12 protein-coding genes are annotated in these 15,880 nt (G+C 66.4%); all 12 read right to left on the reverse strand.

The window, feature by feature from the left end:
• Window positions 1–6: 6 nt before the first annotated feature.
• The 12 genes from QX010_RS12620 to QX010_RS12675 all read right to left on the reverse strand — a co-directional run bounded on the left by QX010_RS12620 (window position 7) and on the right by QX010_RS12675 (window position 15,846).
• Window positions 7–1,614 carry a glycosyltransferase family 87 protein gene (locus QX010_RS12620; RefSeq protein WP_316179780.1) on the reverse strand — a complete coding sequence of 536 codons (1,608 nt, stop codon included), beginning with the start codon at window positions 1,612–1,614 and terminating at the stop codon, window positions 7–9.
• Window positions 1,615–1,710: 96 nt separating this feature from the next.
• Complete coding sequence (locus QX010_RS12625) at window positions 1,711–2,385, reverse strand: helix-turn-helix domain-containing protein (RefSeq protein ID WP_315802595.1); 675 nt, start codon at window positions 2,383–2,385, stop codon at window positions 1,711–1,713.
• 157 nt (window positions 2,386–2,542) lie between these two features.
• On the reverse strand, window positions 2,543–3,769 hold the full coding sequence (locus QX010_RS12630; protein WP_316179782.1) for a glycosyltransferase family 87 protein: 1,227 nt from the start codon (window positions 3,767–3,769) through the stop codon (window positions 2,543–2,545).
• A 241-nt stretch (window positions 3,770–4,010) separates the two neighbouring features.
• Window positions 4,011–5,927 carry an ATP-dependent zinc metalloprotease FtsH gene (gene ftsH, locus QX010_RS12635; RefSeq protein ID WP_315802592.1) on the reverse strand — a complete coding sequence of 639 codons (1,917 nt, stop codon included), beginning with the start codon at window positions 5,925–5,927 and terminating at the stop codon, window positions 4,011–4,013.
• Window positions 5,928–6,162: 235 nt separating this feature from the next.
• Complete coding sequence (tilS, locus tag QX010_RS12640; protein ID WP_316179784.1) at window positions 6,163–7,236, reverse strand: tRNA lysidine(34) synthetase TilS; 1,074 nt, start codon at window positions 7,234–7,236, stop codon at window positions 6,163–6,165.
• Window positions 7,237–7,298: 62 nt separating this feature from the next.
• Complete coding sequence (ybgF, locus tag QX010_RS12645) at window positions 7,299–8,354, reverse strand: tol-pal system protein YbgF (protein ID WP_316179786.1); 1,056 nt, start codon at window positions 8,352–8,354, stop codon at window positions 7,299–7,301.
• A 202-nt stretch (window positions 8,355–8,556) separates the two neighbouring features.
• Window positions 8,557–9,051: a peptidoglycan-associated lipoprotein Pal gene (gene pal / locus QX010_RS12650; protein WP_172133860.1), complete on the reverse strand. Its 495-nt coding sequence runs from the start codon at window positions 9,049–9,051 to the stop codon at window positions 8,557–8,559.
• Between the two features lie 279 nt (window positions 9,052–9,330).
• Window positions 9,331–10,053, reverse strand: a complete 723-nt coding sequence (locus tag QX010_RS12655) for an N-acyl amino acid synthase FeeM domain-containing protein (protein ID WP_315802589.1) — start codon at window positions 10,051–10,053, stop codon at window positions 9,331–9,333.
• 352 nt (window positions 10,054–10,405) lie between these two features.
• On the reverse strand, window positions 10,406–12,745 hold the full coding sequence (locus QX010_RS12660) for a putative bifunctional diguanylate cyclase/phosphodiesterase (RefSeq protein ID WP_315802588.1): 2,340 nt from the start codon (window positions 12,743–12,745) through the stop codon (window positions 10,406–10,408).
• 247 nt (window positions 12,746–12,992) lie between these two features.
• Window positions 12,993–14,267, reverse strand: coding sequence for a Tol-Pal system beta propeller repeat protein TolB (gene tolB, locus QX010_RS12665; protein WP_315802857.1), 1,275 nt, complete (start codon window positions 14,265–14,267; stop codon window positions 12,993–12,995).
• Window positions 14,268–14,335: 68 nt separating this feature from the next.
• On the reverse strand, window positions 14,336–15,370 hold the full coding sequence (locus tag QX010_RS12670; RefSeq protein WP_316179789.1) for a cell envelope integrity protein TolA: 1,035 nt from the start codon (window positions 15,368–15,370) through the stop codon (window positions 14,336–14,338).
• Entirely contained in the window at window positions 15,367–15,846 is a 480-nt protein-coding gene (locus QX010_RS12675; protein WP_315802586.1) for a biopolymer transporter ExbD, read from the reverse strand. The genes QX010_RS12670 and QX010_RS12675 overlap by 4 nt, the downstream gene beginning before the upstream one ends.
• Between the last annotated feature and the right edge of the window lie 34 nt (window positions 15,847–15,880).

Raw genomic sequence — 15,880 nt, forward strand, 5'->3', positions numbered from 1 at the left:
CGAACGCTAACGCGTCGTCGACCCCAGTCCGGCCGTTGACGGCGCCTTGACCCGCGCGATCACCGGACACGCCTCGATCGCAATGCCGGCGGCGCCGGGAATGCGCTCACAGCCGCGCGATGAATCGATCTCAAGGTTGTAGTCCGCGAGCGCCGCGAGCCGCGGCGGGTTGTCCTCCGGGCTGTTGGAGAAATACAGCGCCCAGACGCCGCCCGGCAACGGATCGGCCAGGCCGTTGCGAACGCGGCGATCGAGCACGCCGCCGGGCACGATCGGCACGACGAGCTCCGACAACTGATAGACGCGCGAGCCCTGGGGCAGGAACGACGTGACGTAGCCGAGCGGCTTCTGCAGCAGCAGGAACGTCGCCGGACGTTGCAGGCTGGCCGCGAGCTGCGGCCGGTAGGGATCCGACCACGGCCGCCGCATCCAGTCGGTCGGCTGCGATGCCAGCGCGATGCCGAGCGCGGCCATCACCGCGACGGCCTGCGTCATCCGCCGCGGCGGTGACACGTCCAAGCCAGAGCCCGCCTGCCAGGACTCAATCAGGCGGATGAGCAGCAGGACGATCAGCGGCGCCGACAACAGCTCGAGCGGCATCAGATAGCGCTGGATCGAGAAGGCCAGCATCCACGGGACGTAGCTGAGCCAGAAGAAGATCAGGAGCCGCCGCTCGCGCAGCGGCAGCACCTCGCGCCGCTGCCACAGGCCGGTGACGATCAGCGCGACGAGCAGCACGATGACGACGGCGAAGCGCGGATCGCGAAACGGCCATTCCGACGAGGGATGCTTGCCGATCACCCAGTAGAACGGATAGGCGAGCGCATCGAGCAGGCCCTGCGGCATGAAGCGCGTATCGACGATCGAGGCGAGCGGCGCTTCGGGCGACCGGAAGATCGTGTTGTAGAACGGAAACAGCGGGCTGCCGTAGTCGCGCGTCATCTTCAGCGCCCACGGCCCCGCAGTCACGAACACGCCGGCCGCACTGCCCGCTCCGAACGCGGCGATCGCGCGCCACGGCCGCGCCACCAGCAGCAGTGACACGCCGGCTCCGACCAGAAACGTCGCATTGGTGAGCTTCAATCCCGTGGCCGCGCCGATCAGCAGGCCAGCGGCGACGAAACGGCGGCCGCGCTCATCGTGCTCCCCGAAGATCAGCGCGATGCCGGCAAGGATCGGAAGGGTCGTGAGAATGTCGGCGAAGCTGGTACCGACCTCGGACAGCGCCATCGGACTGAGGGCCGCGATGAGGATCGCCGCGCTGAGCGTGAACGCGTCCGCCAGGCGCCCGAGCAACACGCGCGCGACCCAGTAGACCAGCGCGAGATTGAGGCCGTGCAGCGCGCCCAGCGCGACGCCCCACCACGGCGCATCGAGCCCGTGGCGGACGGCATAGGGCAACACATAGATCAGCGGATTGAGGAAGCTCTGAAAGCCGCCGGGCGCCACATCGACATCGAAGCAGCCATGCAGCAGCGCGAAGCCGGCATAGTCGTGATAGTTCTGCCAGTCCCAGTTGATGTCCTCGCCGGCCAGATACGCATAGACGGCGCCGGCGGCGGCCGATCCGGCGATGACGAGGCGCGTCGCCAGAGGGTTGCGTGCAATCGACATCGTCCGAGGAGGCACCTGGAGTGGGGCAAGGCGGTGCTCTCGCGGCACGCCAGCCTCACCATCGCCGCGCCGGGTGAATCCTTGCTTAAGCGCGGACTACGCGCCGACCAGGCTCCTGACCGGCAGCACGGCCTGCACGACGAGACCGCGCGCACGCGCGTCCATGACGCCGACCGCGCGCAGCGCCAGCAGGGTGACCGCCTGAACGGTGTCGCGGAGTTTGGCAGGGTCGTCGGGATTCTCCGTCGCCAGCGGCCCCACCAGCGCCTCGTGCAGCGCGCCGAGCAGCGCGGTCGCGGCCAACTGGGTGTCCTGCGCCGGAAGGTGGCCGGCACGGACGGCCGCGTCGATCCGCGAGGCGATCTCGCCGACGATCTCGCGGCGGCTCGCGATCCGTGACGCCGTCACGTCGACGTCGACGGGCTCGGCCAGGATGCCCCAAGCGAGCTTGCGCTGCGACAGGACGTGCACTGCGACCGTGGATACCGCGGCAGCCAGCGCCGAGGATGGACCGGGCGCGGCATCGGCGGCGCGCCGGACGGCGGCGAGCTCGTCGCGCGAGACCTCCGCGATCAGCTCCGAGATCAGATCGGCCTTCGAGGGAAAGTAGCGATAGACGGTGCCGGCTGCGACATTGGCCCGGACCGCCACCGGGGCGATCTGGACGGCCGACATGCCGCCTTCGGCGGCGGTCTCACGTGCGGCAGCCAAAATCGCGCTGCGGCGGGCCGCCAGCCGCTTCACGACCTGATGGGTTCGCCGATAGACCATGGCGTTTCTCGTCCCGGACGCGCTCGTCCAGGGCACCCGGCGAACGCTGGTTCAGTGTTTTTGGAGGATCGATCTCACAAAAGGTGGGAAGAACTGAACACTTGTTCACGAAGGAAGACAAGGGAAATCATGACCCTGCCCGACCCCGCCCGGAGCGTCAGGCGCTCGCGAGCGCCATGTCGGCGGGCGCCGGCTGCCGACGCCACCACGAGCCGGCGCGCGCCAGCACCAGGCCGGCCATGATCAGGTTGGCGGCGAGCCCGAGCGGAATCCCGGACAGCATGAACGTGATCTGAAGCGCCGCGATGCCGCCGAGCGCGGGCAGCTCGTAGCGGCGAAAGCCCTCGGCGAGGCCGATCCGCACCAGCCAGGCCACGGCGACGGCCTGAACCATCATGTCGTACATGAACAGATACGGCGTCGTCAGCAGCAGCCCGACGGCAAGCGCCGCCGCCTTCAGCGCGTAACGTACCGGGCTGCGCCACAGCGTCACCAGCACGACTGCGACGGTTGCGGTCAGGACCCATTGGAAGGTCCAGCCGAGCGCTTCCGAGCCGCCGAAATAGCGGACCAGCGAAAACAGGCTCTGCAGCTTCCACCAGGTCGCCTTGCCCTCGGTCAGGAACGCCTGCGAGAACATCGGCAGCCAATGGAAGAAGGCCTGCCAGCTCTCCAGCCCGAAGGCGAGCCATGACAGCAGTGCCAGCACGACGGCGGTGACGCTCGCCGACATGAACGCGGTCCAGCGCTGGGTGGCGATCAGTACGATCGGGAAGAGCAGACCGTATTGCGGCTTGTAGGTCAGCAGCCCGAGACAGATCCCCGCCAGCACCGGCCGCACCGGCAGCAGATAGAGCGTGCCGCCGACCAGCGCGGCGGTGAGGCATCCGTTCTGCCCGACCAGCGCGTTGGAGAACAGGGCCGGAAAGCCGGCTGCCAGCAGCAGGCCGAAGCCGCGGCCGACGATCGCGCGCATCGCGAGCGCATAGGGAACGAAGCTGGCATAGACCCAGCCGACGAAGGCGAGCGTGTAGGGAAACTGCGCCAGGAACGCCGCGACGAACAGGAACGGCGGCGGATAGTGCCAGGCAAAGTAGCCCGGGAAATCCTGCCGGAGCAGATCGAGCTCGACCTGGCGCTGCACGTTCCAGTCCCAGGCCAGCGCCGGATGTCCCTGCAGCGCGAGCTTGCCGGCCGCCCACACGTTGACGAAGTCGGTGGGAATGCCGAGACCCGCCTGGTCCCAGATCCAGGTGCCCGACCACAGTCCGGCCGGGAAGAACGAGGCGTTGATGCAGGCGAGCGCAAAGCAGGCCGTGAACAGGCCGAGCGGAACGTCACGACCCTGCGATGGGATCGCGGCGGCATCAGGATTGTCAGCCATCTGGACCTCGCCCCGCGCCTGCATGGGCGCCTCCTCATCGAGACATAGGCGGGGACGCTTGAAGAAGACTTAAGCGCGTGGACCGACAGCAGCGCGCGCCTGCGGCGCAAGTCGGATCAGCATCGGCACAGAGCTCCAACAAACGAAAAGCCCGGCTGCAAGCCGGGCTCGTCGTCTCTCTCGATCTTCCGGATCAGGCGCAGCCAGACCGTCGGAAGCCTGTTGCGTATCCCGCCCTGGCTCACGCCTGGGGCTGCGGCTCCAGGCCGGGATCGGGTCGCGGCCGCGGCTTGCCGGCCGGCGGCACGGCCGACGCGCGCGGCGTCGACGGCTCGATCGCCGATTCGCGGTTCGGCTTCTTGCCCTTGAGCAGGTCGAGAATCTCCTCGCCGGTCAGCGTCTCGTATTCCAGCAGGGCCTGGGCGATCGCTTCCCAATCGTCGCGCTTCTCGGTGATGATGCGGCGCGCCTCCTGCTCGCCGGCCTCGATCAGGCCGCGAATTTCCGAGTCGATCAGGCGGGCGGTATCGTCGGAGATGTTGGTCGAGCGCGCCACCGAATGGCCCAGGAACACCTCCTGCTCATTGCTCTGGTAGCGGACGCGGCCGAGCTTGTCGGACATGCCCCATTCCATCACCATCGCTCGCGCGAGGTTGGTGGCCTGCTGGATATCGCCGGTGGCGCCGTTGGTCACCTTCTCCGGCCCGAACTTCTGCACCTCGGCCTCGCGGCCGCCGAACATCATCGCGAGCTTGGAGACGCACCATTCACGGGTATGCGAGTGACGGTCGGCCTCGGGCAGCGACTGCACCATGCCGAGCGCGCGGCCGCGCGGAATGATGGTCGCCTTGTGGATCGGGTCGTGGCTCGGGACGTTGAGGCCAACGATCGCATGGCCCGCCTCGTGATAGGCGGTCAGCATCTTCTCTTCCTCGGTCATGACCATCGAGCGGCGCTCGGCGCCCATCAGCACCTTGTCCTTGGCTTCCTCGAACTCGGACTGCGTGACCATCCGCTTGTTGCGGCGGGCGGCGGTCAGGGCGGCCTCGTTGACGAGGTTCATCAGGTCGGCGCCGGAGAAGCCGGGCGTGCCGCGGGCGATGGTCTTGAGGTTGACGTCCGGCGCCAGCGGCACCTTGCGGACATGAACCTTCAGGATCTGCTCGCGGCCGATGATGTCGGGGTTCGAGACCACGACCTGGCGGTCGAAGCGGCCGGGACGCATCAGGGCCGGATCGAGCACGTCGGGACGGTTGGTGGCGGCGATCAGGATCACGCCCTCATTGGCCTCGAAGCCGTCCATCTCGACCAGCAGCTGGTTGAGGGTCTGCTCGCGCTCGTCATTGCCGCCGCCGAGACCGGCGCCACGATGGCGGCCGACGGCGTCGATCTCGTCGATGAAGATGATGCAGGGCGCGTTCTTCTTCGCCTGCTCGAACATGTCGCGGACGCGGCTGGCGCCGACGCCGACGAACATCTCGACGAAGTCAGAACCCGAAATGGTGAAGAACGGCACGTTGGCTTCGCCGGCCACGGCGCGCGCGATCAGCGTCTTGCCGGTGCCCGGAGGGCCGACCAGCAGCACGCCGCGCGGGATGCGGCCGCCGAGCCGCTGGAATTTGCCGGGATCGCGCAGGAATTCGACGATCTCCTGCAGGTCCTGCTTGGCCTCGTCGACGCCGGCGACGTCCTCGAACGTCACCCGGCCATGCGCCTCGGTCAGCATCTTGGCGCGCGACTTGCCGAAGCCCATCGCCTTGCCGGCGCCGCCCTGCATCTGCCTGGAGAGGAAGATCCAGACGCCGATCAGCGCGATGAAGGGCAGCCAGGAGACCAGCAGCGACACGAACCACGGCACGTTGTCGCCGGGCGGCTTGGCCTGGATGTTGACCTTGGCGTCGTACAGCCGCTTCACGAGGTTCGGATCGCTCGGCGCGTAGGTCTGGAACGACGAGCCGTTCTTGAAGGTGCCGTGAATCTCCGGCCCCTGGATCACGACATCGCGCACATTGCCCTGATCGACCTCGGTCAACAACTGCGAGAAGTTGATGTCGGTCGACGACGCGCGTTGCCCCGGGTTCTGGAAGAGTGTGAACAGCGCCAACAGCAACAGGACAATAATGACCCAAAGGGCGAAATTGCGCAGATTGGCGTTCATCGATTTTCCTTCGTGGTCGCGCGGATCGCGGCCGTTAGTCCTCGGACTCATCCCTGGGTAGCCACGAGGGAATCCCCCGGTCGACCGTCTCGTAATCTAGGTACCACTCACGGCAATGCCAAGGGAACTAGAAAGGACTATTTATCGCATCCTAGCCCGATTCCCGCTCAAAAAATGGCGCGGGAAAGCGTCGCCAAGGCAGGTGGTTAAGCGTCCGCGAAGGCGGTGAACCGCTTCAAATCCCGCGCGAGCGCCGCGGCGGCGCGGGCGTGATGCGGATCGTCTCTCTCGTCATGCTTACCAGTGCACCAGCCAGGGTCTGTTTTAGCCTGCCCGGAGCAGACGTACCACCATCTGCGATCCCCGCAAGAGTCCGGTCCAGCCTCGCCAGCAGCGACTCTGCCTTGCCGAGTTCCACGGGACCTTCGGTTCCAATGCGATTGATCGCGCGGATCAGCAGCCTCAGCCTGATTTCGGCTGGAAGTGCGACAAAGGCGCGCGCCTCGAAGGTCTCGCCGTGACCCCCGCCGACCCGCCTGCTCCCGGCCGCGCGCAGTGCGAGATAGCGTTCGGCGCCATCCACCATCAATTCGATCGCGGCGTTGGCCCGTCCGAGCCGGTCGGCCAGCGTCGCCAGCGTCCGGGCATCGCCGCCCTCCGCGGCCAGGGCCGGCATCAGGGCGCGCAGCCGCGGCCGGGTGAAGGCGGGATCTTGATTGGTCGGGTCATCTGCGAACGGGATTCCGGCCGAGCGCAGCGTCGCTACCAGCCGGACTTTGGCAACGTTCAGCAGGGGCCGCGCCAGCAACACCCCTTCACGCTCGCTGAGCGGTGCCATCGCCGCGAGCCCCGCAATGCCGCTGCCGCGCAACAGCCGCATCAGCACCGTCTCAGCCTGGTCGTCACGGGTGTGGGCGGTGACGACGTGTCCGGCACGCGCCTGCCGCGCCGCGCGCGCCAGCAGGCGGTATCTTGCCAGCCGCGCCGCTTCGGGAATCCCGGTGTCCGGCTTCGCGTCGGTCCAGCGAAGGGTCCGGTGCGGGATTGCGAGCCGGCGCGCGATCTCCTTCACCATGCGGGCTTCACGGGCGGAGTCGCGCCGCAGCGCATGGTCGACCGTCACGGCCACAAGGTGCGGTCCCTGTGCGAGCCCCGCACGCCACCGCGCCGCGAGCCACATCAGAGCCATCGAATCGGGACCGCCCGATACGGCGAGCACCAGTGCGGGCGCGGCCGAAAGCGGCGCGAACAGGCGCTCGGCTTCGGCGGCGGAGATCGCAAGATCGGCTTCGGAACGGGCCTTCGACATGGCGCCGCAGCCTATCCGCCCCGCCGGTTATAGGCGAGAGGCCTCCCCTCGCCCGCAGGCGCTCAGCACTTCACCCGCTTCTGCTCGCGATCGACGGTCGCCTTCACGCCCGCCGAGGCGCGCGGATATTTGCGCGTCACTTCGCCGAACGCGGCGCAGGCCGCCTCCTTCTCCTTCAGCGCGGCCAGCGACTGGCCGAGCCGGAGCAGCGCATCCGCCGCCTTGCCCGACTTCTCGTATTTCGTCGTCACGGCGAGGAAGACCTCGGCCGCATCGCGATATTGCTGACGCTGGTAGAAGCTCTCGCCGAGCCAGTATTGCGCGTCGCCGACCATCGGATCGTTCGGATATTTCTGGGTGAAGTTGCGCATCGTCTGCTCGGCCAGCGCGTAGTCGCGGCGCTGCATGTAGCCGATGCCGAGGTCGTATTCGTCGCGCGGCGTCTGCCGCGGCGGCGCGGTCTCCAGTCCGCCCGCCCCCGGCGCGGCGGCCGGCGGCGCGCCCTGGGGATAGCGCCCGCCCGCGGTGTTGGCGAGAGCCGCGGGATCGCCGACGGGACGGCCAGCGGGCTGGCCGCCACCCGGCTGGATCGGCAACTGGCCGCCGCCGAGCGCCTGCGGGGCGCCTGGAGCGGTCGGATTCTGGCTCGGGTCGAACGCATCGCCGCGGCGGCCCCGACCGGGGGCCGCGGGCTCCTGGACGATTTGCACCGGCGCACCGACGGCGGGCGGCTGCGCGTAGATCGGCTGCTGCTGCGGATAGGCCTGTTGCGGCTGGCCGTACGGCTGCTGGCCATAGGGCTGCTGGCCGTTGGCCGCCTGAGGGGGCTGGCCGTAAGCGGGATTGGCCGGCGCGGGAGCAGCCGCGTTGGTCTGCGCCGCGGGCGCACCGCCGGGTGCAGCGCTCTGCAACTGCCGCAGCCGCTCCTCGAGCTGGCGATTGCGATATTGCAGCTCCTCGTTCTGACCGGTCAGTTGCCGGAGCTGATTTTCGAGCCGCTGAATCCGGATCTCGGGATCATCGTCATCGGTCTGGGCGAGCGCCCGCGACGAAACTGCCTGGCACGAGAAAATGACGAGCGCGGCGAGGATCGCGGCGGCGCTCCGTGGAAGAAACATGAATGACATGCTGCCCTGACGACCGGATCGGCGAGACATTGAAAACAGGCCTGTGAGCGAGGCTGTAAAGCAGAAATGCGATAGATACAAATGACGTTCAAGCGAAGACAAGACCAAGTCCGGACGAGACCCGCCGACCAGAAACGACGAAGCCGGCGTCGATGGGCGACGCCGGCTTCATCAGCAACGGATTCGTTCAGCTTTATGAACTGGCGTTCAGGACCGTCACCGCACGGCGGTTCTGCGACCAGCACGAGATGTCGTTACAGACCGCCACCGGCCGCTCCTTGCCGTAGGAGATGGTGCGCATGCGGCCCTGGTCGATGCCGCGCGACGCCAGGAAGTTGCGGACCGACTGCGCGCGCCGCGCGCCCAGCGCGATGTTGTACTCGCGGGTGCCGCGCTCGTCGGCATGGCCCTCGATCGTGAAGGAGTAGCGCGGATAGCTCTGCAGCCACTGAGCCTGCTTCTCCAGGGTCGCGATCGCCTGCGGCGTGAGATCGGTCTGATCGCTCTCGAAGAAGACGCGATCGCCGACATTCACGACGAAGTCCTGCTGGCTGCCTGGAGTCGCAGCGCTGGCCATCGCCCCGTCGGCCCCGGTGAGATTCTTGTTGGCGCAGGCGCCCATCGACAGCGCCACGGCCAGCACGGCGGCCAACTTCAATCCCTGGAGGATACGCATCTGATATTTCATTCCCGGAGCCTCCACGCTCACGTTCTTAGACTGCCATCCGGTCTACAGGGCGATGGTTAAGCGAACGTTCCGTCAACCTTGATGGGGTCTTGCCGAACCCCGTCAAATGCTAACGAAACCCGAAAAGCGACCGCGATGGTTAATGGGTTGTAAATGTGGCGCCAGGGTGAAGGCAAGCCGCTCAGCGCCTGCAGCAGGGCGCTTTTTCGCTGATTTTTGCATCAGCGCCACGGTGTGAACCGGCCGGACGGCCGAACCGGCCCCGATATCGGCCGATGATCAGCCGGCCTTCGCGACCGCCTGAATCCTGAACGAATCAGTGAAGGCGTCCGGCGCGGGACGATCGAACAGCATCCGCCGTTCGAACGCGCTGGATCGCATGAACGGAAAGCGCTGGAACACGCGATCGCGGATCGACGGATAGTGCGCCGCCACCAGGCCGACCGGCTTGGTGAGGCCGGAGTAGAGCCGCGGCTCGCCCCATGGTTCCTGCAGGAACACTTTCTTGTAGAAGGCGCGATGTTCCGGGCGCACGTTGGCGAGACCGATATCCGCGTTGAAATGGGCACAGGCGACGTAGCCGAGCCGGACGGTCACATAGGGAAGCGCCGGAAACAGCCGCGCCTTCTCATGGTCGGCGACGAACCGTGTCGGGTCGATGATGACCTTGCCGCGATCGAGCTCGGGATGCAGCAGGTCGGCGAACATGTCCGAGGACAGCGATCGGCGCCATTGCGAGTTCAGCACGCTGATGCGGATCGAGCTGTAGAGCTCGCCATTGACGTAGACGCCGAAGATGAAGCTGTTGGGAAGATCATCATATTCGTCGCTGACGCGTTCGCTGGGCGACGGCAGGATGGCGCCTTCACGCAGATAGGCGCGGTAGCGCAGCCGATAGATCTCGTCCTTGTCCTCAGCAGTCAGCGCCAGTCGATAATCCACGTTCTCCAGCACATCCGACTTCTGTTCAGCAACGGCACTCACTCTAGCCGCCGACTTCATCCGCAACCCCTTTTCACACAACTCCTACGAGCAGTATGAGCTTAACAGCGGGTTAATGCCGACGCAAAGCTTTCGGCGGTACAAAGTTAACGGCACGTAGAATCCCGGAGACTTAACCGTGACTTACGGGATTGGATGCAGTGCTGGACGGATTGCTTCGGATCACTTGCGTGTCAAATCGAAACGGATTCGCTTGGCATACACGTGCAATGTTTCCGAATGATGCGACGTGGGGTTGTCACATCGCCATTCACATACGAGCCATGCTCGGACCGGCGGGATGCAGCGCACAGGGCTCGCCTCCACTGGTCGATCTTCGCGGCACCTCCGCATCAAGGCGGAGGTCGAGCGATCAAGCGATCGAACGTGTCCCGCCGGCGGCCGCGATCGCCCCGTCGCTCGAACGGCGCCCATGCGATGCATTCAGGAGCTGCCGGATGCGGATTGCGGGGACGGGCCGGCTGAACAGATAGCCCTGCGCTTCGGTGACCGTGCCGTCGGCGCTGACCAATTCGAGCTGCTCGTTGGTCTCGATGCCCTCCACCACCACCGACATGCCGAGATCGGCGGACAATCTTGCGACACCGCGCAACAGAGTCAGCGGCCGATCGCTGTCGATGCCTTCGAGGAAAGAGCGATCGATCTTGACCTTCTCCAACGGGAAGTTGTGCAAATAGCTGAGGCTGGAATAGCCGGTGCCGAAATCGTCGAGCGAAATGCGGACCCCGAGCATGTGCAGCTGCGACAGCACATCGTGGGTGAGCTGGGTGTTGCGCAACAGCGAGGATTCGGTGATCTCGATCTCGAGCCGATGCGGCGGCAGCCCGGACACTTCCAGCGCGTAGCGGACCTCACTGAGCACATCGCGCTGATGGAACTGCTGCGGCGAGAAGTTGACGGCGACGCTGACCGCATCCGGCCATTTCATGCATTCCAGGCAGGCCTTGCGCAGGATCCAGCGGCCGAGATCGACGATCAGGCCCATGTCCTCGGCGACGGGAATGATGTCGACCGGCGAGACCGTGCCGCGCACCGGGTGGTTCCAGCGCAGCAGCGCCTCGCAGGTGGAGATCTTGCCGGACTTCAGGTTGACCAGCGGTTGGTAGAACAGCTCGAACTCCTCGTTCGCCAGCGCCTTGCGCAGGTCGAGCTCGAGGATGCGGCGTGCTTCCACCGTCTGGGCGAGCTCGTCGCGGAAGAAGCAGAAGGTGCCACGTCCCTCCGCCTTGGCGCGGTACAGCGCCATGTCGGCATTCTTCAGCAGGGTGTCGGCGCTGATCCCCGGCGCGGTCATCGCGATGCCGACGCTGGCGCCGATCTCGACCAGGTGATTGTCGATCTTGTAGCGCTCGCTGAGCTGGTCGACGATCCGGCGCGCCAGCATCGCGGCGTCGTCGTTGGAGCGGATGTTGCGCTGGAACACCACGAACTCGTCGCCGCCGAAGCGCGCAACGAAATCTTCCGGACGCAGCATGTCGCGCAGCCGCTCGGAGACCGCGCAGAGCAGTTGATCGCCGCAGGGGTGGCCGAGCGTGTCGTTGACCTGCTTGAAGCGGTCGAGATCGACGAACAGCAGCGCGGACAGTTCGCCGTGCCGCTGCGGAATCCTGAGCAGCCGTTCGATCTCGTCGCGGAAGCTGACGCGGTTCGGCAAGGTCGTGAGCTCGTCGTAGCGCGCCAGATGCGAGATGCGCGCCTCGGCATGCCGCCGCTCGGTGATGTCCTCGAGCAGGACCACGGCGCCGCCGTCGGCCATCGGCTGGAAGGTCCAGGACAGCGACCGGTCGCGCGCGACGTCGGGATCGCTCGTGATGACATTATGGGTCTTGGTGTGCTCGATCTCGGCCAGGATCAGCCGGCCGCTCGAAGCGGAGATCGAGCCTGCGATCACGCAGGCGTTGATGATGTCGGCCGCCTTGCCGCCACGCTGCAGGATGTCATCCGGCAGGTTCATCATCTGGCCGAAGCGATGGTTCATTACGGCCAGACGCCCGTCGGAGCGGAACATGCACAGGCCGTGCGGCATGTTGTTCAGGGCCGTATCGAACTGCTTGGCCAGTGCAGCCTCGCTTTCGCGCGCCACAAAGGCCTGGACGAAGATCCGTTGCAGGTTGGTCGAGATGTGCTTCAGCGATACGAAGAACAGGACGCAGAACGCCGCCATGCCCAGGTAATAAGGGCTGCCGTGGATCGCGAGAGCCACTGCGAGCGGTCCGCAGGCGAGCAGGATCTGGACGTGGAAGATCCAGGGCCGCCCGTAGGTCCGGCCTGCGCCCGCCGACATGTAGCAGAGCGTCACCGTGATCGCGATCAGGTGCACCACCGGGTCGCTGTTGTCGACCAGGGCGACCACGCACCAAATGCCGAGCACCAGTGCATAGATCATGGCGCCGATCTGATAGCGAACCTCCCAGCGCTCGACCGCCGTCTGCGTGAGGCGGCCGGCGTCGCACAGGCTCCGATAGTAGCGCATGTCGAGCGAGCGGAACGCTCCTGCGATGATCAGCATCGCGGCACACGGCCACAGATTGACGTCGCCGCTCTTGATCGCGGTCATGACGGCGGCGACGGCAGCGCAGAGTGCGCCGGCGAACATCGGGCCGGGATCCTGGAAGAGGGAGTCGACGAGAGCCGCCTGGATCGCAGGCGACAACTTTCGATCGTCTTCTCCGTTCTGAGTGGCAAGCTGCATTCGTGCGCACGCGTCCTGTTCGGTGCGCAACATTACCGTTCGCAGGTGAAGTCTTTCTGAGGGAACATCGTTAGCAGAGCGTTTCCGCACTCGCGAAGTGATCGGATTCGCTCGAAAATTCAGCCAACTAGGCAAACACTACCCGGTTGCTGCAACGAATGGTTCCATATTTTACGGGAACACGCATCGCGCGACTCGAAAAATCGCGTCCACCACGACGTGAGCGGGCCCAGAGGCTCGCTCGCCGTCACGACAGCAGCGGCGACCAGGCCGGATCCGAGGCGAAGCCCGGCGTCGGCACCTTCTGCTCGAAGCGGCCGGAGACGTCGATCGAATACAGCGACGGGCCGGCGGTGCCGCCGGGGTCACGGAAGAACATCAGCACGCGGCCGTTGGGCGAGAAGGTCGGCCCTTCGTTGTGGAAGCCGGCGGTGAGGATGCGCTCGCCCGAGCCGTCCGTCTTCATGATGCCGATCGCGAACTGGCCGCCACCCTGCTTGGTGAAGGCGATGTAGTCGCCGCGCGGCGACCACACCGGCGTCGAGTAGCTGCCCTCGCCGAACGAGATGCGCTGCGCAGCACCGCCACTGGAGGCCATCACATAGATCTGCGGCTTGCCGCCGCGATCGCTCTCGAAGCAGATCTGGCTGCCGTCCGGCGAGTAGCACGGCGAGGTGTCGATCGCCGGCGTGTCGGTGAGACGCGTCGTCGTGCGCGAGCGCAGGTCCATCACGAACAGGTTGGAGTTGCCGCCCTGCTGCAGGCTGAGGATGATGCGCTGGCCGTCCGGCGAGAACCGCGGCGAGAACGACATGCCCGGGAAGTTGCCGACGATCTCGCGCTGGCCGGTCTCGATGTTGAACAGATAGACCCGCGGGTCGCCCTGCCCGAACTCCATGTAGGTGATTTCCTGGCTCGACGGCGAGAATCGCGGCGTCAGCACGAGGTCGGCGCCGCGGGTCAGATAGCGGACGTTGGCGCCGTCCTGATCCATCAGCGCCAGCCGCTTGACGCGCCGCTCCGACGGCCCGCTCTCGTCGACGAACACCACGCGGCTGTCGAAATAGCCCTTCTCGCCGGTCATCTGCGTGTAGATCTGATCGGAGATGATATGGGCGATGCGCCGCCAATACTCCGGCGCCGTCACATATTGCTGCCCGGTGAGCTGCTGGCCTGAGTTCGGGTCCCACAGCCGAAACTCGGCCTTCAGGCGCCCGTCCGGCTGCCGCGTCGCGCGGCCGGTCACGAGCCCGGTGAGGTTGAGCGGCTTCCAGCTGGCGAACTGCGGCGGCGCCTCGAAATTGCTGATGCGCTCGGGAAACGCAGCCGGGTCGACCGGCGCGAACAGGCCGCTGCGCTTCAGATTGTTCGTGATCACCTGCGCGATGCCGTTGCCGACATCGGCATCGCCCGCACCGCCGGGAACGAACGGCGGAATCGCGATCGGGATCGGCTTGAACTCGCCGGGATTGATCTGCAGACGCTGCTGAGCGAAGGCGGGTCCCGCGCCCCACGCCGCCATCGCGGCTCCTCCGGCCAGCAGAACCTGGCGCCGCGTGGTGAATCCAGTCTTGCGCGTTGGAGGTGTCGTCAAGTTCGGCCTCGCATCGAATTCATCATTTTGAGATTGAATGTCGTCGGGATCAACTTCCACTCATTGTACCGGTTCTTCGGCAGAAACGCGTAGGGCGCGCAGTTCTCGACCGCACGCTTCGCGCTATCCGCCATCGCCGCGCTCACCCGCGGCGGCCCTCGCGTTCCCGCGACCGAGGGGACGGCGGCCAGCGAGCCGTCGGGACGGAGTTGGATGTCGATATCGACTTCGATCTTGTCTTCATCGACGCCGTTATAAGGCGTCGTGAAGCAGCGCGTGACCGCCTCCTGGAAGGCGGCCTGCCAGCTCGCGACATTGCTCTCCGCCGTGCCATGAACAGCGCCGAGCGCGGCGTTGGCATTCAGCTCCGAACCCGTCACGGCCTGGCGCGTCGGGTCCTTCTGATTGATCAGGCTCGCCATCTTCTCGGCGTCGAACTTGCGCTCGCTCTTGTGCTTGGGCGGCTCCGGCGGCGCGGCGGCGGCCTGCTGCGGCTTCGGCGGATGCTTCGCCTTGTCCTTGTTGAGCATGCTGGCGATCTGGTCCGGATTGAACGGATCCGGCTTCTTCTCTTCCGGCTTCGGCTTCTCGGCCGGCGCGGGCTTCGGCGGCTCCGGCTTCTTCTCGGCGACGGGCTTCGGCGTGTCCGGCTGCTTCTCGACCGGCTTCGGCGGCTCGGGCTTCTTCTCGACCGGCTTCTCCGGCTTCGGCAGCGGCTCGGGCGCAGCATCGGTCTCGGCGACCTGCTTGGTATCGACCTTGCCGACGATGTCCTCGGTCGGCTTCTTCTCGCCGAGCTTGTCGGCCAGCAGCTTCTGGGCTTCCTTCTTGCCGGTCAGGGCGCCGGCCTTGGCCTTCGAGCTGTTGTCCTCCGAGATCACGTCGACCGGCACCAGGTCCTCCGGCGGCGCCACCATCGAGCGCGCGGAGAAGCTGAACAGACCCCAGCACAGCACGAGCACGTGCAGGGCGACGGACAGCACCGTCCCCTTGCGCGTGCGCACGAACCGGATGAGGTCTTTCGACGTCATGAGCCCTGATCCGGCAGCACGACGATGCTGGCGCGATAGCCGGCGTCGCGCGCCAGTCCCAGCACCTTCATCATGTCGGAGTAGCAGGCGTCACGGTCGCCGCGGATCTTGACGACGTTGTCGGCGCCGCCGGCGCCCGCATCCTTCATCGCCTTGATCTTCGGCCCGAGCTCGTTGATCGCGATCGGCGAGTCGCCGAGATACACGTCGACCTTCGACGCGCAGCCGCCGCCGGTCTTCTTCACGGTCACCTCGAGCGGCGGCTTGGCGTCGGCCGTCGAGGCCGAGCCGCCTTGCGCCTGGGGCAGGTCGACCTGGATGTTGACGGTGAGCAGCGGCGCTGCGACCATGAAGATGATCAGCAGCACCAGCATGACGTCGACCATCGGCGTGACGTTGATCTCCGCCATCACGGCCGCCTTGCGCCGACCGCGGCGACCACTGCCGCCGGACGCGCTGCCCATGCTCATGCCCATGCTGTGGTACTCACGATCCGGATGCCACTATACC

Source organism: Bradyrhizobium sp. SZCCHNRI1009, assembly GCF_032487575.1.
In the GTDB taxonomy this organism is placed as follows: domain Bacteria; phylum Pseudomonadota; class Alphaproteobacteria; order Rhizobiales; family Xanthobacteraceae; genus Bradyrhizobium.

What these genes read in the sequence shown, in the direction of transcription:
- QX010_RS12620 (WP_316179780.1), bottom strand. Translation starts at nt 1,614, where the DNA reads ATGTCGATTGCACGCAACCCTCTGGCGACGCGCCTCGTCATCGCCGGA.
- ftsH (WP_315802592.1), bottom strand. Translation starts at nt 5,927, where the DNA reads ATGAACGCCAATCTGCGCAATTTCGCCCTTTGGGTCATTATTGTCCTG.
- QX010_RS12655 (WP_315802589.1), bottom strand. Translation starts at nt 10,053, where the DNA reads ATGAAGTCGGCGGCTAGAGTGAGTGCCGTTGCTGAACAGAAGTCGGAT.
- QX010_RS12630 (WP_316179782.1), bottom strand. Translation starts at nt 3,769, where the DNA reads ATGGCTGACAATCCTGATGCCGCCGCGATCCCATCGCAGGGTCGTGAC.
- tilS (WP_316179784.1), bottom strand. Translation starts at nt 7,236, where the DNA reads ATGTCGAAGGCCCGTTCCGAAGCCGATCTTGCGATCTCCGCCGCCGAA.
- QX010_RS12625 (WP_315802595.1), bottom strand. Translation starts at nt 2,385, where the DNA reads ATGGTCTATCGGCGAACCCATCAGGTCGTGAAGCGGCTGGCGGCCCGC.
- ybgF (WP_316179786.1), bottom strand. Translation starts at nt 8,354, where the DNA reads ATGTTTCTTCCACGGAGCGCCGCCGCGATCCTCGCCGCGCTCGTCATT.
- QX010_RS12670 (WP_316179789.1), bottom strand. Translation starts at nt 15,370, where the DNA reads ATGACGTCGAAAGACCTCATCCGGTTCGTGCGCACGCGCAAGGGGACG.
- QX010_RS12675 (WP_315802586.1), bottom strand. Translation starts at nt 15,846, where the DNA reads ATGGGCATGAGCATGGGCAGCGCGTCCGGCGGCAGTGGTCGCCGCGGT.
- tolB (WP_315802857.1), bottom strand. Translation starts at nt 14,267, where the DNA reads ATGGCGGCGTGGGGCGCGGGACCCGCCTTCGCTCAGCAGCGTCTGCAG.
- QX010_RS12660 (WP_315802588.1), bottom strand. Translation starts at nt 12,745, where the DNA reads ATGCAGCTTGCCACTCAGAACGGAGAAGACGATCGAAAGTTGTCGCCT.
- pal (WP_172133860.1), bottom strand. Translation starts at nt 9,051, where the DNA reads ATGAAATATCAGATGCGTATCCTCCAGGGATTGAAGTTGGCCGCCGTG.